Consider the following 21,697-nt stretch of genomic DNA (forward strand, 5'->3'; position numbering starts at 1 on the left):
GCCTTAACCATTAAACAAGCGGTTGTTCTGTACAGCTAGACCTTTTCGAATACGTAGGGCTTGTTTTAGGCTGGGGACGTCATTTTGCCACTGTTTGAGTACTAAGATAATTGCGATAATTTCAGCCCGTGTCAGTATTCCTAGCCAGAAAACCACAATAAATAAAATTTGTCCATGACCTGTTAATGTGACTTGTACTAAGAGAGCAAAAAGAAATAAGGTCCAAATTTTAGCGCCTAGACTATGTGTAGCGACTTCCTTCCGGAATTTAATGAAACTTACAATATAGATCGCAACTTCCGACAGAATTAAAATAACAATCGCCCAAAGATGTTGCTTAAAGAAATCAGGCTGCTGTAGGTAAATCGAGGTAATTGCACAAATAAAAAAGACTTGGTCGATATTAGAATCGAGTCGACGTAATTTTTCACTGGATACACCCAAATGCCTTGCGATGATGCCATCGAAGATATCAGTGATAAGCCCTAGGGTTAAAAATACAACGGTATAAATGGCATAGAAGTTGGGTTGCAGGAGAGTGACAGCAACAATAAGAAAACCTAGAACTAATCTGCAATAAATCAATATCGTTGGGACTTGATATTTTAAAGACATTAACTGAGTCGTATAAAAGATGTTTGCTGAGTATAGCAGGTGAGAATAAATCATAAGGTTGAAAATAACATATCAAATAAAAACAACAGCCTTCGGAGGGCTGTTGTTAGGGTGCAGATTGAATATTATTTAATGCCTAAAGCATCTTTCATGATGAAGAATAAATCTGTTTGATCGAGTAAGCCTGATACATTGGCAGCTCGCGGTCCATATGCCGCAATACGGACTTGGGCGCCTGTATGATGTTGGCTCGAACCTTCTGGCGCCGTACCGTAATTAATTGCCATTGCAACACCATCTTTAGTTTTGAGTGCGGCTGTCTGGCCTGGACTCTCACCTTTGATTGGAATGATTTGGCTGGTATGTGCATGATCACCAGTAACAATAATCAATGTGTCTACATGTTCTTTTGCAAATTTCAGTGCGACTTGAATGGCATCATCGAGCTGTACGGTTTCACCAATTTGGCCACATGGGTCTGCTGCATGGTTCCGCTTATCAATCGAACCGCTTTCGACTTGCAAGAAGAAACCTTTTGGATTTGGTCTAAGTAATTCGATTGCTTTTTCTGTCATTTCTGCTAGGCGTGGTGTAGAAGCACTAAAAGCAGCATTTGCTCTACAGCTCTCGGCTTCTTTTTTGTGACCATTCAGCTGTGTATTAGGGCCACTCCAAATCACAGGAAGATTCCCGTCAGCAAATAGGCCGAGTAGTGGCTGATTTTGATCGGCACGATCGACCGCCTGTAAAGACTTGAGGTCTTCAACAATACGATAATTTTCTAATTTTGCACGTTCAAGCAAGGTTTTGCCTTGGAAAGGGCCAGCTTTAGCGACCTGATAAAATGTCTTTCTGCCGCCTCCCAACGTTACATCTGCTCGAGCGGTTAAAAGCTGTTCTGTGATCGAGCCCAAACCACCTCGTTCTAGGGCGCTATCGGTACAGCTTGAAGAGGTTTCATTTGGGCCATAGCATTTACGTGAACTAATATGAGCAACTAAAGCGGCAGGTGTGGCATCTTGCAACTCAGTTGTAGTGACATTACCTGTTGCAAAACCTGCTGTCTTGGCAAGCTCCAAGATTGTTGCATGATGCTTTTTATAAATATCCAAACCTAGGGCATTATTATAGGTTTTAATTCCAGAAGCCCATGCGGTGGCTGAGGCTGCTGAATCTGTCACATAATCAATATTGCCATTTTTATCGAGTGCGTAAGTTGTATAGCTACCTGTAAATGGTAATACATCTAAGCCTTTAAAATAACCTGCCGCACCTTCTGCATAATTTCGGGCAGCAGTAATTTCTGAATCACTGGTGCCATCGCCGATAAATAAGATGACATTTTTAACGGTATTATCACTTAAAGAATCTTTCATCGCTTGCGTACGTTCTTTCTTTAAACGCGTTGCTCCACCAAATTGTCGAATATCTCCCTTGGCGCCTGCATCCAGTAATTCACCAACAGGATTGCTTGGTGGCAGAGCTGGAGGTTCGGTCTTTGGCAGTTGTGGAGTGGGTAGAGTTATGTTGTTAGAAGAGGAGTCATTGTCATTGCCACAAGCAATCAGTAAAGAAATAACAGCTGGCAAAATTAATAGTTTAAATTTCATGTGATTTCAACTAGAAAAATTAGTTGAAATAGATAGTAATAATCAAATGTGAAGTTTTGGTTAAAATTATATTTTGATTTTCTTTGGCTTATTGCTTAAACAGGCGATAAAGTTGGAGCAATATCGCCTGTGCTGGATGAGAAAGTACTAGAAATTACATTGTACCTGTGTTGTTTGCAGTTGATCAGGTGCTTTTCGGCTATCCAAACCAGCACTGGCACTTAATACCTGATTTGCTTTGATTTTCAATTGAACAAAACTGTATTGTAGGGTGCTGTTGTTTGGTTCGGTAGAGCTACTATTTAATAGGTATTCAAAATTGGCTTTATCTACTTGTAATAAGTTATCGGTACTGTCGCTGTCTAGTTTAGAGCTGTAGATTTTTCCATCTTTAATAAGCTCTAACCACCCATCAGCCCGAATATTGAGTTGACAGTTGTTGGTTGAATCTTTGTAATTACCTATTAAGTATTCAATAGAAGGAAAGCTTGCATTTACAATATTAATTCCTGTTATGCCTTGTTTACACGGGTAAATAGAACCATTACAAGTCTCGGTTGTATCTGAAAAACCGACAGCGCGGCGGTAATCACCAGCACCGATAACTCGAAAAGCATTTATTGCATTACTAGTAGGGCTATTTCCAGCATATGTTTTTTGCTGCAGTAAGGCATAACCTTGAGGGTTTAAGGCGGCTTGACGGTAGTTATCTGCTAATTGTAATACTGTTTGCTTTAAAGATGCAGCGTAAGCCTCTCTTGCACTTTTTTGATTCTCCCCAATAAACATTAGATTATTTTTAGCGGGATCAAGATTATCTGGTGTTGGAGGCACTAACGAAGTTAATGTGTTTTGGTCACCCCGTATTTTTTTTGCATCAAGATAACCATCTTTTAAATCTGTGCTTAGATTCTTTGTAAAATCAGCAAAGCTGTTCTTAGGGTATACATTTGCCCATTGTTGAATATAGCCAAAACTCAGATAGGTATTGATATAAGTATTTGGATTTAAAGTCGCATCTTGAGGTGAAAATGCATTTAAAACATATGATGGATTTAAGTTAGGAATATCGAGTTGATAAAATGCATTTATTAATGCAGCGTTTATATCTTCGGTAGCAAGCGTTAATTGTGAAGCACTAATTCGTGTTGGATTCGTATTGGTATCTGTCGGTAATGTGCCTGAACGGATTAAAGCACGTTGATAAATTGCCTCGGAACTTGGATTGATATAAATCGTTTGTGTGAGGCCATTTGTATTTACTTCAACGAGGCTAGTTAAAGTCATAGACACACTTTGATACTGACCACTTTGTAAGTCATAGATTAAAGAATCAGGTGTTGTTGATATCTCTATTCGATATAAGTGATCCTTATTTAGAACACGAGGTAAAGTGATGTCGATTTCTGAAGTTGTAGTTAGTTTTTGTTCTAATATCAGGGTGTTATCAAAATTATCAAAGATTTTTAGAGCGACGTTGCGCATTTCTATAGGGGCTTTGACATTGAAATTTTTAGGTTTTGGAACAGAGACCGTTGAGGTGGTTTCTTTTGTTGCTTTACTTTCACCGCTTCCACAACCGATCAATGCAGAGCTAAGTAGCAGTGTAGCTATTCCTAAACGAATAGTGTGATGTAATCTTTGTTTTGACATCAAAGAAGGCATTCCAGCTCTCCAGAAAAATTTTGCATCCATGAAATTTATTATTACCGCAATTTTTTTATTCTATTCGAATAGTGAAAGGATTCAATAGTATTTCTTGACCAATGGTAGAATCAATTCAAATATAATGAATTTGTTTATATTTTTTTATTGCTAGATAGTGCTGGATTACGCTTTTATTTTCTTAAATGTTAGGTACTTGAAGATTGTGTAAAACTGACCAAACTGCCATACTATTTACCTAAATGAAAGCTTGAGGTGTCACGCGTGATTTCTGTTGGTATTGTTGGTGGAACTGGATACACTGGGGTTGAACTATTACGTCTTTTACTGAGACATTCACAAGTTCAAGTTCGTATTCTCACTTCTCGTACAGAAGCAGGTAAGCGTGTTGCGGATATGTTCCCAAGTTTACGTGGACATACAACACTTGAGTTTTCTGATTTTGATTTAAATCAGCTTAAACAATGCGATGTCGTATTTTTTGCGACACCTCATGGTGTGGCAATGCAACACGCAGAAGCATTAACTGCTTCAGGGACAAAGGTTATTGACCTTGCTGCTGATTTTCGCCTGCAGGATTTAGCTCAGTTTGAGAAATGGTATGGCATGCAACATAGCTGCCCGACTTTGTTGAAAGATTCAGTCTACGGTTTGACAGAGTTAAATCGTGAAAAAATCAAGCAAGCACAAGTGATTGGCAATCCTGGATGTTATCCAACGACTGTACAATTAGGTTTGGCACCGCTACTTAAAAATTCAGATCAGTTGATTCACACACAAAGTATTATTATTGATGCTAAATCAGGTGTATCAGGCGCAGGGCGTAAAGCAAGCTTGGGTATGATTTATAGTGAAAATGCTGATAACTTTAAAGCTTATGGTGTTGCGGGGCATCGCCATCACCCAGAGATTGTTGAAGCATTAGAGAATATATCTGGGCAAAAAGGTCAATTTGATCGACTGATTTTTGTACCACACTTAGTCCCAATGATTCGTGGCATGTTGAGTACGATTTATGTTGATTTAACTGAACAAGGTCAATCGGTTGATCTGCAAGCTCTTTACGAAGATTTCTATAAAGATGAACGTTTTGTCGATGTCATGCCAGCAAATAGTTCACCTGAGACACGTAGTGTTCGCGGTGCGAATGAATTGCGTATTGCACTATATCGTCCGCAACCGAATAAATTGATTATTTTGGTTGCACAAGACAATTTAGTGAAGGGTGCTGCAGGCCAAGCTATCCAAAATATGAACTTAATGTTTGGTTTTGATGAAGCAGCTGGCTTGGAAGGCATTGGTTTATTACCATAAAAAACGCTTTTTTACTTCACACACATTTAAATTTCGATTCTAATGTGTGTTTTGATGCAGATCATAACGATAGAGATGATGATGGAAAACGTTGAACCGACTACTTCACCAGACAGTTCCGTTGAAAAAAATAAATTCTTAAAAACGAATTTACCTTTGATTATTGGTGCTACTGTTTTGATCGGTAGTAGTTTTTTGCTTGGCTATACTGTCGGCCACCGTCAAGGTTTAACAGTGGTTGGTTATGATGCAGATGCTGAACAATTGGTTGATGTTGTTCAGAAACAAAAGACTGCATTGGACTCAGTCAGTAAGAGTTTGAATGCTGCTGTTCAAGAGCGAGATATGGCTGTGGGTAATGCGGATGACTTATTCAAAGCAGTGAATCAAGCCAATGCAGACAAGACGCAGTTTGAGGGTATGAATGCGATTTATCGTGATATCTTGAGACAGCGTGGCGGTGTAAGTCTAACTATTCAAAATATGGCAATTAAATCTTTGCCAGAAAATGCTTTTGAATATCAGATTGATCTTGTTCAAGTAAGCCCAAATAAACGCCGTGCATCTGGTTCGGTTGAATTGCGCTTAATTAAAGATACCGAAATCTTAGTAGTGCCTTTAGAAGACAAAAACTTTAACTTTGATGATTTCGAGCGTTTAACAGGTCGTTGGACCATGCCGAAAGGCTTTATGCCACAATTCATTGAAGTGCGTTTAACAGGGGCTGGTACACCTGTAATCAAACGCTTTAGTTGGCAACGAGGTAAACCAGTTGATGTAGGTTCTGCTTTCGTGTCGGAAATACCTCAAGCTGAAGCAAATGCTCAATAAATTTTTAGATTAAGAACTCAATATGCGAAGATATAAACGTCAAATGAATTTAAGTGAAGTGAAAAATTCTTTTCATCAATCTGGGTTTGTCGATTGGCACTTGAATCCACGTTTAAGTGATTCGCAAGAGGATCATGAGGGTGAGGTGGTTGTACAAACAGCCCCTCCAGAATTAAAACGACCGCCACTATATGCGGTTGTTTTAATGAATGATGATTACACGCCAATGGATTTTGTCATTGAGGTATTGCAAAGTTATTTTGGCATGGATATTGATCAGGCTAGTCAAGTGATGCTCACAGTTCATTATGAAGGTAAAGGTACCGCTGGTATTTATCCAAGGGATATTGCTGAAACGAAAGCAAATCAAGTGAACAACTATGCCCGTTCGCAAGGTCATCCTTTGTTGTGTCAGATCGAACCTGAGCAGCGTTAAGAAAAGCAACGCTTTTTAGCTGCGCAAGACGAACAGCTATGCTGTGAGTGAAGGCGTTAAGAAAAGCAACGCACTTGCGGAACTTTATTCCTCATGCGCAAGACCTTGCGCCATGATATGGCTCATATGCTGTGAGTAAAAGTGTTAAGAAAAGCAACGCACTTGCGGAATGTGTTCCTTATGTGCAAGCCCTTGCACCAAGTATGGCTCCTAAGCTATGAGTGAAAGTGTAAGGTAAACTGCTGAATATCACTTTGTACAATCATACATATCTTGCGAGTGGGTCTTGAGAAAGTAAGGCTATCTTTCGATATATGGTTTAAGCGGTAAATTAATGCATATATTGTTTTATGCTAAAAACATGAAACAATATACTGAGTGTTAATATATTAAACTTACGAATGATTTGTTAGGCTTTAAGTAAGATTATGCCGTATTACAATATTTCATAGGTTTAACATTGTTTCATAAATGAATAATAAGTTCGCTGTCTTTTTGAACGATTAGATAAGTCTTATTCTCTTTGTAATTGAATTTTTACAACAATACTTTGTTTTGAATCTTGACCAAGATAGTCAACTAATGCTAACAGTAGATTATGAAGCAAAGAGACTTGTAGGCGTATATCCAATCACGATTACAGAAGCTCAGCGGATCAAGTCAATAATTCGCTTTTTCATTAAAAGATTTTCTTTTTTTGATAGAGCCCAAGATATAAGGGGGTTACATGCTCAGTCGTCAATTAGAAGTATCGTTACGTTTGGCTGTTAGCATGGCTCGTCAAAAGAGACATGAGTTTCTGACAGTTGAACATTTGTTGCTTGCCTTGCTCGACAACGACTCTGCCGTAAATGCATTAAAAGCATGTGGTGCGGACATCGTTACCTTGCGTAAAGAATTAGAGGAATATGTAGAGCAACATACCCCGAAACTTGGTGATAATAGTGAACAGGCTCCTCATCCAACTGAGAGCTTTGATCGAATTTTGCAACGTGCAATTTTCCATGTTCAATCGAGCGGTGGTGACCGTACGGTTGAGGGTGCGGATGTTTTAGTTGCGATGTATTCAGAACGAGATTCGTTCGCGGTTTATTTACTTAAACGCCATCAAATTAACCGTTTAACTTTGACTCAATATTTATCTCATGGCACACGTAAAGATGAGATTCAAGTTGAAGAAGAGGTTGAAGATATTGAAGGTGAAAGTGCTGCTTCAGCAAATGCTGGACCACTTGAGCAATACACGCTTAACTTAAACATAGAAGCACAAAAGGGTAAAACTGATCCTTTAATTGGACGTGAAAAAGAAATTGAGCGTGCGGCTCAGATTTTATGTCGTCGTCGTAAAAACAATCCATTGTTAGTGGGTGATCCAGGCGTAGGTAAAACTTCTATTGCCGAAGGCTTGGCGTGGTTGATTGTGAATGGCAAAGCGCCTAAACCACTTGCAAATGCTGAAGTCTATAGTTTAGATATTGGTGCATTGGTTGCAGGGACTAAATATCGTGGCGACTTTGAAAAACGTTTAAAACAACTGTTAAATGCGTTAAAGAAAAATCCAAATGCGATTTTATTCATTGATGAGATTCATATGATCATTGGTGCAGGCTCAAGTATGGGCAGTACCATGGATGCGTCGAATTTAATCAAACCTGCTTTGGCAAATGGTAGCTTACGTTGCATTGGCTCAACGACCTTTCAAGAATATCGTCAAGTGTTTGAAAAAGATCATGCATTATCACGTCGTTTCCAAAAAATTGATGTGAATGAGCCAAGTATCAATGAAACAATTGAAATTTTACGTGGCTTGAAAAACAAGTTCGAAGATTTCCATCATGTTGAATATGATGATAAAGCATTGGTTGCGGCTGTTGAGTTGTCAGCTAAATTTATCAATGATCGTTTCTTGCCAGACAAAGCGATTGACGTGATAGATGAGGCAGGTGCGCAACGCCGTTTGAAAGCAGAAGTAGATGGTACAACGATTTCAGTTGAGAATATTGAAGACATCGTCTCTAAGATTGCCCGTATTCCACCAAAAACCGTCTCTAAAGATGATAAGTCTGTACTTGAGAATTTGGAGCGTGATCTTAAACGTGTTGTGTTTGGTCAGGATGAGGCGATTACAGCGCTTGCATCAGCGATCAAATTATCTCGCGCAGGTTTAAAAGCACCAGATAAGCCAGTGGGTAGTTTTGTATTTGCTGGTCCAACAGGTGTGGGTAAAACTGAGGTCACTAAACAACTGGCGAAATTGCTCGGTGTGGAGCTGGTTCGTTTCGATATGTCTGAGTATATGGAACGTCATGCGGTTTCTCGTTTGATTGGTGCACCTCCAGGTTATGTTGGTTATGATCAAGGTGGTTTGCTAACCGATGCGATTCATAAAAATCCGCATTGTGTGCTATTGCTTGATGAGATTGAAAAAGCCCATCCAGATGTATTTAACTTGTTATTGCAAGTGATGGATCATGGTGCTTTGACCGATAACAATGGTCGTAAATCTGATTTCAGAAACGTGATTATTGTGCTCACCACCAATATTGGTGCAGAGAGTATTGTTCGTGCAAGTATTGGCTTCACTGAGCAAGATCACAGTGCGGATAACCAAGATGCAATGAAACGCGCATTCTCACCTGAATTCCGTAACCGTTTAGATGGTGTGATTCAATTCAAATCACTTCCAACCACAATTATCGATTCTGTGGTGGACAAATTCTTAACTGAGTTGCAAGCGCAGCTTGATGAGAAACAAGTGGTACTTGATGTTGATCAAAGTGCACGTGACTGGTTATCTGCCAATGGTTATGACCGTCTCATGGGTGCTCGTCCTATGCAACGTTTGATTCAAGAACATTTGAAAAAGCCGCTTGCTGAGATGATTTTATTTGGTGAGCTTGCTGAGCACGGTGGTAATGTTGCAGTTTCTGTGAAAACAGAGAATGGCAAAGACGTCGGCTTAAAATTGGAAGTGTTTGAAGATCATATTAACCCGAGTGCTGAACCTGCTTAATGTTTGAAATTTCTTTCTCGATAACCCAAGTACTTAAAGTATTTGGGTTATTTTTCGTCACAGCAATTGCTGAAATTCTAGGTTGCTATTTCCCTTATTTAATTCTGAATCAAGGGAAGTCGCATTGGTTATGGGTTCCCACTGCATTAAGCTTAGCAGTCTTTGTTTGGTTACTTACTTTGCACCCTGCAGCATCTGGTCGTATTTATGCGGCTTATGGTGGGATCTATATTTTTACTGCTTTATTGTGGCTACGTTATGTCGATCAAGTGATGCTGACACGTTGGGATATTCTAGGTGGTCTTGTGGTTTTGTGTGGAGCTGGCTTAATCATTTTACAACCGCAAGGATTAGTTCGTTAAATAGCTATCAGCATGGTGGGTATTGTATCCATGCTGATATAAACTATATAAAAATTAACTGAGTAAATAGCTTTCATTAATTCCGCATTCTTCAACAAAAGTTTTATCATGCGAGACCAGTATCACAGCACCATTGAAAGAGCGAATGGCTTGTGCGAGCAGATCGCGTGATTCAATGTCGAGATGATTCTCTGGTTCATCCAAAAGTAATAAATCTACTGCTTGTTGTTTCAAAGCGAGTAAGGCGACTTTTAATCGTTCACCACCGCTCAAATGTATTAAAGGGCTAAGTGCCTTGTCTCTACGGATTTGTAAATTTCCTAACAAGGTGCGTGCTTGCTGCTCGGTCAGGTTTGGATCAGTACCGCATAAATATTCGACGGCAGATAGATTTTCCTTGAGTAAGGAAAGATTTTGATCCAGATAAACAGAATTTACGTTGCAATAAATCTCTCCAGCAAATGGGGGGATTAAAGCTTGAATCGTCTTAAGTAAGGTGGATTTACCACTGCCATTTACTCCACTTAAATGTAGTTTTTCACTTGTCGATAGCGCAAGATCAATCGGCCTTGTTTTTGCATAGGCAAGTTGTAATCGCTGGCAGCGTAAAATTTCACCTGATTTACCATTTACCCAACTAAACTCAAAAGATTGGGGTTTGAGATGTTCCAATTTGGTTTGTTTTTGCTGCAACTCATTTTGTGCATCTACTAGTTGTTTGCTCTGTTGTTTGCGAAGATGAGAAAGGGATTGCTCAGATTGTTCTTTCTTGGCATCCAATAATATGGGGGCTTGAGAACCAGAAGCCCTGATTTTTTCACCCGTTTTTTTGCGCTTTTGTGCTTTCATCTGGCTTTGAAGCTGTTGCACTTTAAGCTGTTTTAGCTCTCGCTTTTCTTGCTGCACAGCTTGTGATAGTGCTTCGACTTGTGCTTTATGCTGTTGTTGATACAGCGTGTAGTTGCCACCGTAATAATGTATGCCAAGTTGATTGAGCATAAAAATGCCTTGCACATGAGCTAAAAGCTGTCGGTCGTGGCTAATAATGAGCCCACCTGTTGGGTGCTGTGCCATTTGGTTGATTAACCACTGGCGCCCTTCAGTATCTAAGTGATTACTGGGTTCATCCAGTAATAGATAATGATCCTTAAGAAGAAATAACCTACAGAGCGCAAGCTTGGTTTTTTGACCTTCACTCAAATATTGAATAGGAGTATCGAGTAAGGTTGGTAAACCTGCACTTTGTAAAAGTTGTTGCCATTCGATTGGTAAGTGCCAAAGATGTTCAACATGGTCATAATCGGTAAAAGATGCAATGCCTTGCTGGATGCGCTCGAAGCATGCATGCAAATCTTCAATCTCCAAGGCTTGAGCAATGGTATTGGCTTTTATGCGCTGGAGCTGAGCCAGATACTGGTGTGGACATTGCCATGAGATTTGGCCTGAATAGGGTAATTCAGATATGAACTGATTTTGTAAGATAGACATCAGCAATGATTTACCTTGACCATTACGTCCAATTAATCCTGTGAACTGATGTAAAGGAAGCTGGAAAGTAAGATGGTCAAATAATTTTTGCTGGGCTAATTCGAGAGATAAGTTTGAAACAATACATGCCTGTTGAGTCATAAGAAACCTCATAAACAGGATATGCAAAATAGAAGAATATAGATAATTTTAGTAGGTGTTGCTAAATGATAGATAAGTCTATTTTGCACATCAAAAATAAAAATGAACTTTGATGATGGAAATAGAACTTACTTCATTGGCGTGATCTCAAATTGGTTTATTTTTACACTATTCTATGAGGGAAGTGATGAAAGGTCAAATTTTAAGATTTTGAAGAGATGATTAAAAAAACATAAAAAGTGCTTGTCAAATGCTGAAATAGTGCGTAATTTAATAGTGAGACACCGTTTTTTAGATATTTGAAATAAATATGTTAAAGCATACTGTAAACACCAACGCATACTTTTACTTTTGGCAATATTGATCGTTGCCTGATGCGTTTCGGGCAGCAAAAGGGTTGCCCAACCAGTTAATACCTGATCGGCAACACCGATCAGGTTTTTTTATGCTTTAACAAACATCATTTTAGGAGAAATACCATGTATACATTTAACTATTCATATTTTAGCAAGATTTCTTGGTTTTACTTTGCAAAAAAATCAACATCGCTTAGATCACACTTGCTCAAATAAATGATAGGACTGCGAAGAAGGCCAGTCCAAAGGAATTGAAAAATGAATGCTTTAAATACTGCTTTGACACAACCACAAACACATACAAAAGAATCAATGCTTAGCTTGCCATCACAACTCAAAGCGCAGTATCCCTTGTCTGCAACTTTAGCGCAGCAAATTTCAAAACATCGTCAAACGATTCAGAATATTTTATCTGGGCACGATCATCGCTTAATGGTGATTACCGGTCCTTGCTCGATTCATGATCCTATCGCAGTACTCGAATATGCTGATCGCCTACAACAACTACAAGAACAGCTGAAAGATCAAATATTCTTGGTGATGCGGGCATATATCGAAAAACCACGTACGACCGTGGGTTGGAAAGGTTTCTTATATGATCCAAATTTAGATGGATCATCAGATTTACAGCTTGGTTTAGAAAAATCTCGTCAGCTTTACTTACAGCTAATTGAGAAAGGTTTGCCAATCGCAAGTGAAATTTTAAGTCCAATGGCGACAGGTTATTTTGATGACCTATTGGCTTGGGGTGCAATTGGTGCGCGTACCAGCGAGTCTCAAATTCACCGTGAAATTGCCAGCCATATGCCATACAGCATTGGTTTCAAAAATGGTACAGATGGTTCGATTCAGATTGCTTTGGATGCGATTCAATCAGCACTTCATGGTCATCAATTCTTGGGAATGACTCAACAAGGTCTACCTGCAATTTTGCATAGTCATGGTAATCCATTACCCCATTTAATTTTACGTGGTTCAAATCAGGGTACTAACTATGATTTGGCTTCCATTCAAGCCATGCATTTCAAACATAAACAACTACCTGCATTGGTGATTGATTGTAGTCATGGTAACAGCGGTAAAGATCCATTGTTGCAGCCACAGGTTTTACAGCAAATTATTGCAGAGCGTGCTGAATCGAAAGTGCGTGGAGTGATGATCGAGAGTCATCTGGTCGATGGCAATCAAAAGATTTCCTGTGATATGACTTATGGTCAGTCCGTAACAGATGGATGCTTAGGTTGGGATAAAACTGCACAAGTGCTGTTGGATGTTGCTGAAAAAATGCGGAATAAATAATAAAGTGAAATTTAAAAGCCAGTCTTAAGACTGGCTTTTTTTGTGCGTAAAATTAAGCAGCTTGGATAGACTGAGTTGCAAGAAAGTGACCAATTTCTTGGCTGAATTTTCTCGGTTCAGTAATTAATGGTGTATGTCCAGAACGTTCAAAATACACTGCTTTTGCATTACTTAAACTATTCGCAATGAGGGTTTGTCCCGTTTCTGGATAGAGTGTGGATTCACGACCAATAAAGAAGGTGGTTGGACAACTGAGTTGACTGATGGCTTTACGATAGTCTTCATTATGGTTTAGGTAGTTTTCGACATACCACAGTAAATAGTCTAAACGCTGAATTGGCAGTAGATATTTTTGTAAGAAGGGGCGATGCAGGGCGAGTTTAAGGATTTTAGGGCTATAATTATTACTACCTTGCAGCTCAATAAAATCACCCCATAAGCTGACTAGCTTGTAGCGGATATCATCAGGTAAATCTTCAAGTTTATTGGCTTGTTTGTAATCCAATAAAAGGGTTTGGATCTCAAGTAATAGATTTTTAAATTGAGGATGTTTGGGACCAAACAACCCGTATTGCCAAGAATCATCAACTGCAATTTTAGGCGTTTGATCAATATGCAGATAGGCCTTAAGTTTCTTAGCTAAGCCACCATGCTTCATACCATGCATGGCTGTGGTTGCACCCATGGAATAACCCATCAGGATGAATTGATCGAGTTTTAATTGTTTAATCAGTGAATCTACATCATTCCAATGGCTTGAGATCGCATCTAGCGCTGGAATGGCACAATTTTTTGAACCGCCAAAACCACGCCAGTCGGGAATGATAAATTCATATTGTTTACGGTTGGCAAATAAGAAAGGTAGCCATTGCCAGCTTTGCATACCCAGTCCTGATAAGACGAGCACAGGTTCGCCTTCACCAACACGTCGTACAAATAATTTTTCTTGATCGGGCATGCTATAAAACGGCATTATTTTTCTCCACTATCGTTGGCTTCTTCAAACTTTTTCAGTTGAGGAATCATTTGTTCCAACCATTTTATCCATTCATTTTCTTTAATGATACCAAGTTCCAGAATCATCTTATGGATAAACAAAACACGATTGGTTGGTTCGTTATCTTTAAAATCTTTATCATGAATGGCTTGATAAAGCCTTAATTTTTCCTTATGTAAGACTAAATGTCGCTCTAATTCGGGCAAAATATTATTGCCACCGAGTTGAGCTTCAGCTCTTAACCTGACCATGAGATCATCACGGAGTTGAGCGGGTTCGCTTTGTTGTTCAATCCATGATGCCAGTTGTATTCTTCCAAGTTGTTCAACTTGATAGGTTTTTTTACGGCTGTTGGCAGTTTGTTCTTCTAATGTCGAAATCCATCCTTTTTTCAGCATCCCGTTGAGTTCACGATAAATCTGCTGATGAGTCGCATTCCAAAAGAAGCCCATTGAACGGTCAAAGCGACGAGCCAAGTCAAAACCTGTGCTTGGTTTTTCCAATAAGCTGGTCAATAAAACATGGGCGAGTGACATGATGTTCCATAATAAAAAATGACTCATCAGAATTATGCAATATGTTGCATAAAAATCAAATCTTGTTTATAACTTTATGCAACAAGTTGCATTAGCTAGCAGAGTGCGAGCCAAAGGAGAAACCATGTCAGCTTATCCACATCTATTAAAGCCATTAGATTTAGGCTTTACCACCTTAAAAAATCGTGTCCTTATGGGGTCTATGCATGTTGGCTTAGAAGAAGCGCCACAAGGTTATGAGCGTATGGCTGCATTCTATGCAGAACGTGCCAAAGGTGATGTTGGGTTAATCGTAACAGGCGGTATTTCTCCAAACGATGCAGGTCTTACATTTGCACACGCTTCTAAACTAGATAGCATTGCTGAAGCAGAAAAACATAAAGTAATCACCCAAGCCGTACATGACGCGGGTGGTAAAATTGCGATGCAGATTTTGCATACAGGGCGCTACTCTTATCAACCTGAGATCGTTGCACCATCTGCGATTCAGGCACCGATTAACCCAATCAAACCTAAAGCATTAAGCTCTGCCGAAGTACAGCAAACCATTGATGACTTTGCCAACTGTGCCAAGCTGGCACAGTACGCGGGCTATGATGGTGTTGAGATCATGGGGTCGGAAGGTTATCTGATTAATGAATTTATTGCTGCACGTACCAACCATCGTGATGATGAATGGGGTGGTAGCTATGAAAATCGTATCCGTTTCCCGATTGAAATCGTAAAGCGTACCCGTGATCTAGTCGGTGAAAACTTTATTATTATTTATCGTTTATCAATGCTGGATTTGGTTGAAGGTGGTTCAAGCTTAGAAGAAGTCATTCAACTGGCGAAAGCAATTGAAAAAGCTGGCGCAACCATTATCAATACAGGTATTGGCTGGCATGAAGCACGTATTCCAACCATTGCAACCAAAGTACCACGTGCAGCATTTACATGGGTGACTGAAAAATTAAAAGGTCAAGTTTCAGTTCCATTGATTACCTCGAACCGTATTAATACGCCTGAAATGGCAGAACATGTATTAGCTTCTGGTCATGCAGATATGGTGTCTATGGCGCGCCCAATGCTGGCCGATCCTGAGTTTGTATTAAAAGCCAGTGAAGGTCGTAGTGATGAAATCAATACCTGTATTGGTTGTAACCAAGCTTGTTTAGACCATATTTTCTCAATGAAAATTGCAACCTGCTTAGTCAATCCACGCGCTTGTTACGAAACTGAGCTGATCTTTAAAGAAGCGAATGCGGTTAAAAATATTGCGGTGATTGGTGCTGGTCCAGCAGGTTTGAGCTTTGCAGTATATGCAGCAAGTCGTGGGCATAAAGTTAAAGTTTTTGATGCAAGCAATCAGATTGGTGGTCAATTCAATATTGCCAAGACCATTCCAGGTAAAGAAGAATTCTACGAGACTTTACGTTACTTCAAGCGTCAAATTGAATTACAGCCGAATATTGAGTTGGTACTGAACCACACAGCCACTTATGAAGAACTTAGCAACGCAGACTACGATGATATTGTAGTTGCAACAGGCGTGACACCGCGTCAACTGCAATTTGAAGGCATTGATCATCCAAAAGTATTGAGCTACATCCAAGTGTTGAAAGAGCGCGTACCCGTGGGCAAACGTGTTGCCATTATAGGTGCGGGTGGTATTGGCTTTGATACAGCAGAATATTTAACCCATGAAGGTGATAGTGGCAGCTTAAATCCTGAAAAATTCTATGCAGAATGGGGTATTGATACTTCTTATGCGCATGTAGGCGGCTTAAAACCAGCTGAGTTAGAAAAGTCAGAACGTGAAATTTACTTATTGCAACGTAAGAGTGCCTCTGTTGGCGCTGGTCTGGGTAAAACCACAGGCTGGATTCATCGCACAGGCTTAAAGCATCGTGATGTGAAAATGATTGCTGGGGCAAGCTACGACAAAGTGGATGATCAAGGTTTGCATATCACTGTAGATGGGCAAAGCCGCGTACTTGAGGTCGATAACGTGGTGATTTGTGCAGGTCAAGAGTCTTATACCGCAATGTTTGATCAGCTTAAAGCGGAAGGTAAAAACGTTCACTTGATTGGTGGAGCGAAAGAAGCGGGCGAGTTGGATGCTAAACGGGCAATCCGCCAAGGTGCTGAGTTAGCAGCAACGTTGTAAACATGATAGGGAGTATTTTCTACTGAGCAAATACTCCCGCCTTATTTATTAAATCTCAAGGGAGTATAACAATGACACTGGAAACGACAAAACAAGCTTTAGAAAACTGGCATCAAATGATTAAAACAGGTGACCTATCCAATTTAAATGATTTGCTGGCCGATGATGTGGTGTTTCGTTCGCCTGTTGCCTATAACCCTTATGAAGGTAAGCATGTGGTTTTTTTTATTTTGACCAATGTGATTCAGGTGTTTGAAAACTTTACCTATCACCGTGAATTTTACACTGAAGATGGTGAAAATGTAGTGTTGGAATTCAGTGCTAATGTGAGTGGTAAATCGTTGAAGGGCATCGATATGATTCGCTTTAATGAACAAGGCAAAATCATTGATTTTGAAGTGATGATTCGCCCGATGAGCGGTTTGGCAGCACTGGCAGAGAAAATGGGTGCACGCTTTGCCAAGTATCAACCGAATTAATGTCTCTAAAATAGCCTAAGTAATGTTAAGAGAATTAAAATGTGGTTAAAAATTTCAACTTTTGCATTGCTGCCTGTATTAGTCATACAGGGTATGAAAGTTCGTAACAATACACCACGTCTTTCTGAAGCAAGTGGCGACCGCCACGGCATCGTAGGTCAAGGTCAGCCACTTTCTTTACTTATTCTTGGCGATTCGGCTGCGGCAGGTGTTGGTGTCGAAACCCAGCAACAGGCTTTATCGGGCGCGATTATCTCTGAGCTTCAACATGAATACCTGTTGCAATGGAAGTTGCATGCCAAAACGGGTGATACTACCCAACAGGTTTTTCAAGCAGTACAACAATTAGATTCGCAATGCTATGATGTTGTTATCACTTCAATTGGTGTCAATGATGTGACTAAATTGACCTCTGCAAAATCTTGGCTTAAACAACAAAAACAGCTATTCACTTATATACAGAATCAGTTTCAACCTAAACTCATTATTGTATCGGGTGTGCCACCAATGCAGCATTTTCCGGCTTTACCTAATCCTTTGGCTTGGCTGTTTGGAAAATATGCAGAACAAATGAATCAGGCATTACAGCAATGGTTGGCACCACAATCTCAATTTCGATTTATTCAATATGATATTGAAGCTTTTCAAGCAATGGATTTGCCGATGGCAAGCGATGGTTTTCATCCAAGCAAAGAAATCTATGCCATCTGGGGACAACAGGTCGCGGCTTTGGTGCGACAAACATTTACTCATGGTTAGATAGAGGCGGTTATTGAATATGGGTATATCTGCTTTAGATAAAATCAAAGTGTTAGGCTCAGAGCTCCTTGATTCAGTACTCGGTGCTGAGCAACCCAAAATGTACTATGATCCGAAAGGGAAAATTAAAGATGTTTTGGAAAAATTACCACAGTTAAAGCAAAAATATCGTCCTACACCTTGGCTGAGTAACACGCATATCCATCTGTTATATTTTGATGTGATTCGTAAGAAAACCATTAAACTTGAATATGACCGTGTTGATCGTTTGATCATGTCGGATGGAGGGATTACTGCCGTTGCGTGGTATGGATATGACCTACCGGCAGAAACACCAACCGTTGTGATTATGCATACCATTACAGGGACACCTGAAAGTATGCGTGAACTGGTCAAAGATTTGCATGACTATAACGGTTGGCGAATTGCACTGTGTCTGCGTCGTGGTCATGCAGGATTGCCAATGCCAGTGCCCCGTATTTCACTTTTTGGTTCAACCAGTGACCTGAAAGAACAGCTTGCGCATATTCAAAACCTGTTTCCAAAATCCGATCTATATGCAGTAGGTTCTTCCGCAGGAACTGGTTTATTGGTGCGATATTTGGGTGAAGAGGGGGAAAATACACCATTCAAAGCTGCTTTTGCGATGTGCCCAGGTTATAACACTGAAATCGGTTTTAAAAATGTGCATCCTTTTTATAGCAAAATGATGACCAAGAAGTTATTTAAATACTTCATTTATCCTTATCAGAATACATGGGATCAAATTGCATCTGTAGAAAAAGTACTGACGACCACAAGCTTGGAAGAGTTTGAAAAAGAATATTTTGAAATGGCAGGATTTCAGGATTATCAGAGTTATTGCCAAGCCATTAATCCCATTTACGTATTTGAGAATGTTAAAATTCCATTGATGATTCTCAATGCAGAAGATGACCCTGTTTGCTCAATTAAAAACTTGGAACCCTATAAAGATCAGATCCAGAAAATGGACAACATTGCAGTTGTGACGACTAAAAAGGGAAGTCATTGTGGTTTTTATGAAAGTTTAACAGTGAAGTCTTGGGCCTCCCGTTTGATGGCAGACTTTTTTAAAAATTACTAATCTATAGACATAAAAAAGCCAGTTGAAAGCAACTGGCTTTTTACTATTCACAAATGAATTAGTTATTTAAAGCTGGTGTTGCGGCAGCGATTGCAGCAGCGACAGCATCATCTTCACTTTGAGCAGGTGCTGATGGTTTTGCAGCTTTCACAGGTTGTTCTGCTTTAGGTTGTTCAGTCTTTGCTGGTTTCTGTTCAGCTTTTACAGGTTTTTGCTCTTCTGCGCGTGGAGCTTCAGTTGCCGCAGGTGTTTCTGTTTGAGCTGGATGGGTCTCACGACGAATCTCTGTAGTCGTATTTGGTGTTTCTTCACGCGTTGTTTCTACAACAGGCGCTGGAGCTTCATGTTTATCAACACTTTCTAAAGACTCGAACTCTTGGATTTTTTCAGGCTCAGGCTGGCTTTGAGTCTCAGTTGCTGTCTGCTCTTGCTGCTCTTCGTTTTTTGGTTCTTCTTTTTTCACACAAGCAGTTAATAAAAGACCAGTCGCAAGTGCTGCACAAATTAAAAGTTTTTTATTCGCCATTGCTAAAACAACATATTAAAAAAGGACAGTCGCAATTATAACAGTAAATCTATGTGAAGAAATCACTACGCTTTGTAGAGTTTGTTGATATTTTATAAATGCTTGCAATTAAACAGACGAATAGCAAAGAATTTAAAAGTGAAGAATGCAAGATTTTAGATATCGCTTTAAGTGAATTTTACCTCTTAAACGTAATTTATGGATGAAAAGTCCACAAATCCCTTAAATTTTTATCGAAAATGCTGATAGAATAGCCAGTTGTTTATAGTTCTTTGAATTGATGCGGTTTGACTTTGCTTTATAGGGGCAGAGTACAGTAAAATTGCCCAACATTGTAGGCCGATTTCGGCTCGATTGTACGAGAAACTCAATGACCCATTTTATTTTTGTCACTGGTGGTGTGGTTTCATCACTAGGTAAAGGTATTTCTGCTGCTTCTGTTGCTGCACTTTTGGAAGCTCGTGGCTTAAAAGTCACTATGGTAAAAATGGATCCATACATTAATGTCGATCCAGGTACCATGAGCCCATTTCAGCACGGTGAAGTTTTCGTCACAGAGGATGGTGCTGAAACTGACTTAGATTTGGGATATTACGAACGTTTCTTACGTCGTGCGAAAATGACCAAACTGAATAACTTTACCAGTGGTCGCGTATATCAAGACGTTTTAAATAAAGAACGTCGTGGTGACTACTTAGGTGGTACGGTTCAAGTTATTCCACATATTACAGACAACATTAAAGAACGTGTACTTCGCGCAGGTGAAGGTTATGACGTTGCAATCGTTGAGATTGGCGGTACGGTTGGTGATATCGAATCACTTCCATTCATGGAATCAGTACGTCAGTTGATGGTAGAGCTAGGTCATAAACGTACCATGCTCATGCATTTAACCTTGTTGCCATATATCAAATCTGCGGCTGAGTTAAAAACCAAGCCAACTCAACACTCAGTGAAAGAACTTCTTTCAATTGGTATTCAGCCAGATATCTTGATCTGCCGTACTGAATATGATGTTGATGTTGATACTAAACGTAAAATTGCATTGTTCACGAATGTGGAAGCGCGTGCCGTTGTGGTATGTAAAGATGCGAAGACGATTTATCAAATTCCGCGTACGTTCTACGAGCAAAACGTTGATGACTTGATCTGTGAGCGTTTTGGCTTTAATGATCTTCCAGAAGCAAATCTTGAAGATTGGGACAACGTTGTTGAAGCATTACTAAACCCTGAATACACAGTTCGTGTTGCAATGGTGGGTAAATATGTAGAACTTCCAGATGCTTATAAATCTGTGAATGAAGCACTTTTACATGCAGGTATCCAGAACCGTGTCAAAGTTCAGATTGATTATGTCAATGCTGAAGAGCTTGAACAGCAAGATATTAGCGTTTTAAGTACTGCTGATGCGATCTTAGTTCCAGGTGGTTTTGGTGAGCGTGGTACTGAAGGTAAAATGAAAGCCATTCAATATGCACGTGAAAACAAGATTCCATTCCTTGGTATTTGTTTAGGCATGCAGTTGGCGGTAATTGAATATGCGCGTAACGTTGCTGCAATGCCTGAAGCGAGTTCAACAGAGTTTAACCGTTCAACGAAATATCCATTGATTGGTTTAATTACTGAATGGTTGGATGAGCGTGGTGAGTTACAACAGCGTAGTTTAGAGTCTGATTTGGGTGGCACAATGCGTTTAGGTGCGCAAAAATCTGAGCTCGTTGAAGGTACAAAGACGCGTGAAGTTTATGGTAAAGCTGAAATTACAGAACGCCATCGCCATCGCTACGAAATGAACGATCGTTTTATTCCAGCACTTGAAGAAGCTGGTATGAAGATTTCAGGTTATTCATCAGTACAACATTTAGTTGAAACTGTAGAAATCCCTGAACATCCTTGGTTTATTGCTGTACAATTCCACCCAGAATTTACAAGTTCACCACGTGATGGACACCCATTATTTGCTAGTTTTATCGGGGCTGCTAAAAATCAGCACCAAAAGTAAGTACTGAGTTTTAA

18 protein-coding genes and 1 pseudogene are annotated in these 21,697 nt (G+C 39.7%); 12 read left to right on the forward strand and 7 right to left on the reverse strand.

Features of this window, described 5'->3' with window-relative positions; all coding sequences use genetic code 11:
• Window positions 1–3: 3 nt before the first annotated feature.
• The 3 genes from F3J02_RS00990 to F3J02_RS01000 all read right to left on the reverse strand — a co-directional run bounded on the left by F3J02_RS00990 (window position 4) and on the right by F3J02_RS01000 (window position 3,890).
• A complete protein-coding gene (locus F3J02_RS00990) occupies window positions 4–615 on the reverse strand; it encodes a CDP-alcohol phosphatidyltransferase family protein (RefSeq protein WP_167246855.1) in 612 nt (203 codons plus the stop codon).
• A gap of 125 nt (window positions 616–740) precedes the next feature.
• Window positions 741–2,225 carry an alkaline phosphatase gene (gene phoA / locus F3J02_RS00995; RefSeq protein WP_167246857.1) on the reverse strand — a complete coding sequence of 495 codons (1,485 nt, stop codon included), beginning with the start codon at window positions 2,223–2,225 and terminating at the stop codon, window positions 741–743.
• Window positions 2,226–2,372: 147 nt separating this feature from the next.
• Window positions 2,373–3,890, reverse strand: coding sequence for a hypothetical protein (locus tag F3J02_RS01000; RefSeq protein WP_167246859.1), 1,518 nt, complete (start codon window positions 3,888–3,890; stop codon window positions 2,373–2,375).
• Window positions 3,891–4,154: 264 nt separating this feature from the next.
• Between F3J02_RS01000 and argC the strand changes: the two genes are divergently transcribed.
• The 6 genes and pseudogenes from argC (at window position 4,155) to F3J02_RS01030 (ending at window position 9,846) form a co-directional block, all read left to right on the forward strand.
• Window positions 4,155–5,204, forward strand: a complete 1,050-nt coding sequence (argC, locus tag F3J02_RS01005; protein ID WP_167247832.1) for an N-acetyl-gamma-glutamyl-phosphate reductase — start codon at window positions 4,155–4,157, stop codon at window positions 5,202–5,204.
• An 81-nt stretch (window positions 5,205–5,285) separates the two neighbouring features.
• Complete coding sequence (locus tag F3J02_RS01010) at window positions 5,286–6,035, forward strand: DUF6776 family protein (protein WP_167247833.1); 750 nt, start codon at window positions 5,286–5,288, stop codon at window positions 6,033–6,035.
• Between the two features lie 22 nt (window positions 6,036–6,057).
• On the forward strand, window positions 6,058–6,471 hold the full coding sequence (gene clpS, locus F3J02_RS01015; protein WP_167246861.1) for an ATP-dependent Clp protease adapter ClpS: 414 nt from the start codon (window positions 6,058–6,060) through the stop codon (window positions 6,469–6,471).
• Between the two features lie 522 nt (window positions 6,472–6,993).
• Window positions 6,994–7,154 (forward strand): annotated as a pseudogene (locus F3J02_RS18745) (ATP-dependent Clp protease adaptor ClpS); the annotation flags it as partial.
• Window positions 7,155–7,198: 44 nt separating this feature from the next.
• Entirely contained in the window at window positions 7,199–9,484 is a 2,286-nt protein-coding gene (clpA, locus tag F3J02_RS01025) for an ATP-dependent Clp protease ATP-binding subunit ClpA (RefSeq protein WP_167246863.1), read from the forward strand.
• Window positions 9,484–9,846, forward strand: a complete 363-nt coding sequence (locus F3J02_RS01030) for a YnfA family protein (protein WP_167246865.1) — start codon at window positions 9,484–9,486, stop codon at window positions 9,844–9,846. The genes clpA and F3J02_RS01030 overlap by 1 nt, the downstream gene beginning before the upstream one ends.
• A gap of 54 nt (window positions 9,847–9,900) precedes the next feature.
• On the opposite strand, the gene F3J02_RS01035 is transcribed toward F3J02_RS01030, so the two are convergent.
• A complete protein-coding gene (locus F3J02_RS01035) occupies window positions 9,901–11,475 on the reverse strand; it encodes an ATP-binding cassette domain-containing protein (protein ID WP_167246867.1) in 1,575 nt (524 codons plus the stop codon).
• A 614-nt stretch (window positions 11,476–12,089) separates the two neighbouring features.
• Between F3J02_RS01035 and F3J02_RS01040 the strand changes: the two genes are divergently transcribed.
• A complete protein-coding gene (locus tag F3J02_RS01040) occupies window positions 12,090–13,130 on the forward strand; it encodes a 3-deoxy-7-phosphoheptulonate synthase (protein WP_167246869.1) in 1,041 nt (346 codons plus the stop codon).
• Between the two features lie 52 nt (window positions 13,131–13,182).
• On the opposite strand, the gene F3J02_RS01045 is transcribed toward F3J02_RS01040, so the two are convergent.
• Together F3J02_RS01045 and F3J02_RS01050 are read right to left on the reverse strand one after the other, a co-directional pair.
• Complete coding sequence (locus tag F3J02_RS01045) at window positions 13,183–14,103, reverse strand: alpha/beta fold hydrolase (protein ID WP_167246871.1); 921 nt, start codon at window positions 14,101–14,103, stop codon at window positions 13,183–13,185.
• A complete protein-coding gene (locus F3J02_RS01050) occupies window positions 14,103–14,663 on the reverse strand; it encodes a PadR family transcriptional regulator (RefSeq protein ID WP_167246872.1) in 561 nt (186 codons plus the stop codon). Before F3J02_RS01050 ends, F3J02_RS01045 begins: the two co-directional genes overlap by 1 nt.
• A gap of 124 nt (window positions 14,664–14,787) precedes the next feature.
• Here F3J02_RS01050 and F3J02_RS01055 point away from each other — a divergent pair, with 124 nt between their 5' ends.
• The 4 genes from F3J02_RS01055 (at window position 14,788) to F3J02_RS01070 (ending at window position 19,155) form a co-directional block, all read left to right on the forward strand.
• The gene (locus F3J02_RS01055; RefSeq protein ID WP_216076254.1) at window positions 14,788–16,812 is read left to right on the forward strand and encodes an NADPH-dependent 2,4-dienoyl-CoA reductase; all 2,025 of its coding nucleotides are present in this window, start codon (window positions 14,788–14,790) and stop codon (window positions 16,810–16,812) included.
• 71 nt (window positions 16,813–16,883) lie between these two features.
• Window positions 16,884–17,291 carry a nuclear transport factor 2 family protein gene (locus F3J02_RS01060; protein WP_004806805.1) on the forward strand — a complete coding sequence of 136 codons (408 nt, stop codon included), beginning with the start codon at window positions 16,884–16,886 and terminating at the stop codon, window positions 17,289–17,291.
• A gap of 39 nt (window positions 17,292–17,330) precedes the next feature.
• Complete coding sequence (locus tag F3J02_RS01065; RefSeq protein WP_167246876.1) at window positions 17,331–18,050, forward strand: SGNH/GDSL hydrolase family protein; 720 nt, start codon at window positions 17,331–17,333, stop codon at window positions 18,048–18,050.
• Between the two features lie 19 nt (window positions 18,051–18,069).
• Complete coding sequence (locus F3J02_RS01070; protein ID WP_167246878.1) at window positions 18,070–19,155, forward strand: YheT family hydrolase; 1,086 nt, start codon at window positions 18,070–18,072, stop codon at window positions 19,153–19,155.
• Between the two features lie 58 nt (window positions 19,156–19,213).
• Here F3J02_RS01070 and F3J02_RS01075 read toward each other — a convergent pair whose 3' ends face one another.
• Window positions 19,214–19,681: an internalin gene (locus F3J02_RS01075; RefSeq protein WP_167246880.1), complete on the reverse strand. Its 468-nt coding sequence runs from the start codon at window positions 19,679–19,681 to the stop codon at window positions 19,214–19,216.
• 370 nt (window positions 19,682–20,051) lie between these two features.
• Between F3J02_RS01075 and F3J02_RS01080 the strand changes: the two genes are divergently transcribed.
• On the forward strand, window positions 20,052–21,683 hold the full coding sequence (locus F3J02_RS01080; protein ID WP_005212573.1) for a CTP synthase: 1,632 nt from the start codon (window positions 20,052–20,054) through the stop codon (window positions 21,681–21,683).
• Window positions 21,684–21,697 lie beyond the last annotated feature (14 nt).

The organism is Acinetobacter sp. Tr-809 (assembly GCF_011753255.1).
Taxonomy (GTDB): Bacteria; Pseudomonadota; Gammaproteobacteria; order Pseudomonadales; family Moraxellaceae; genus Acinetobacter.

Coding starts and splice junctions, on each gene's coding strand:
- F3J02_RS00990 (WP_167246855.1), bottom strand. CDS start 615: ATGTCTTTAAAATATCAAGTCCCAACGATATTGATTTATTGCAGATTA.
- phoA (WP_167246857.1), bottom strand. CDS start 2,225: ATGAAATTTAAACTATTAATTTTGCCAGCTGTTATTTCTTTACTGATT.
- F3J02_RS01000 (WP_167246859.1), bottom strand. CDS start 3,890: ATGCCTTCTTTGATGTCAAAACAAAGATTACATCACACTATTCGTTTA.
- F3J02_RS01010 (WP_167247833.1), top strand. CDS start 5,286: ATGGAAAACGTTGAACCGACTACTTCACCAGACAGTTCCGTTGAAAAA.
- clpS (WP_167246861.1), top strand. CDS start 6,058: ATGCGAAGATATAAACGTCAAATGAATTTAAGTGAAGTGAAAAATTCT.
- clpA (WP_167246863.1), top strand. CDS start 7,199: ATGCTCAGTCGTCAATTAGAAGTATCGTTACGTTTGGCTGTTAGCATG.
- F3J02_RS01030 (WP_167246865.1), top strand. CDS start 9,484: ATGTTTGAAATTTCTTTCTCGATAACCCAAGTACTTAAAGTATTTGGG.
- F3J02_RS01035 (WP_167246867.1), bottom strand. CDS start 11,475: ATGACTCAACAGGCATGTATTGTTTCAAACTTATCTCTCGAATTAGCC.
- F3J02_RS01040 (WP_167246869.1), top strand. CDS start 12,090: ATGAATGCTTTAAATACTGCTTTGACACAACCACAAACACATACAAAA.
- F3J02_RS01045 (WP_167246871.1), bottom strand. CDS start 14,103: ATGCCGTTTTATAGCATGCCCGATCAAGAAAAATTATTTGTACGACGT.
- F3J02_RS01050 (WP_167246872.1), bottom strand. CDS start 14,663: ATGTCACTCGCCCATGTTTTATTGACCAGCTTATTGGAAAAACCAAGC.
- F3J02_RS01055 (WP_216076254.1), top strand. CDS start 14,788: ATGTCAGCTTATCCACATCTATTAAAGCCATTAGATTTAGGCTTTACC.
- F3J02_RS01060 (WP_004806805.1), top strand. CDS start 16,884: ATGACACTGGAAACGACAAAACAAGCTTTAGAAAACTGGCATCAAATG.
- F3J02_RS01065 (WP_167246876.1), top strand. CDS start 17,331: ATGTGGTTAAAAATTTCAACTTTTGCATTGCTGCCTGTATTAGTCATA.
- F3J02_RS01070 (WP_167246878.1), top strand. CDS start 18,070: ATGGGTATATCTGCTTTAGATAAAATCAAAGTGTTAGGCTCAGAGCTC.
- F3J02_RS01075 (WP_167246880.1), bottom strand. CDS start 19,681: ATGGCGAATAAAAAACTTTTAATTTGTGCAGCACTTGCGACTGGTCTT.
- F3J02_RS01080 (WP_005212573.1), top strand. CDS start 20,052: ATGACCCATTTTATTTTTGTCACTGGTGGTGTGGTTTCATCACTAGGT.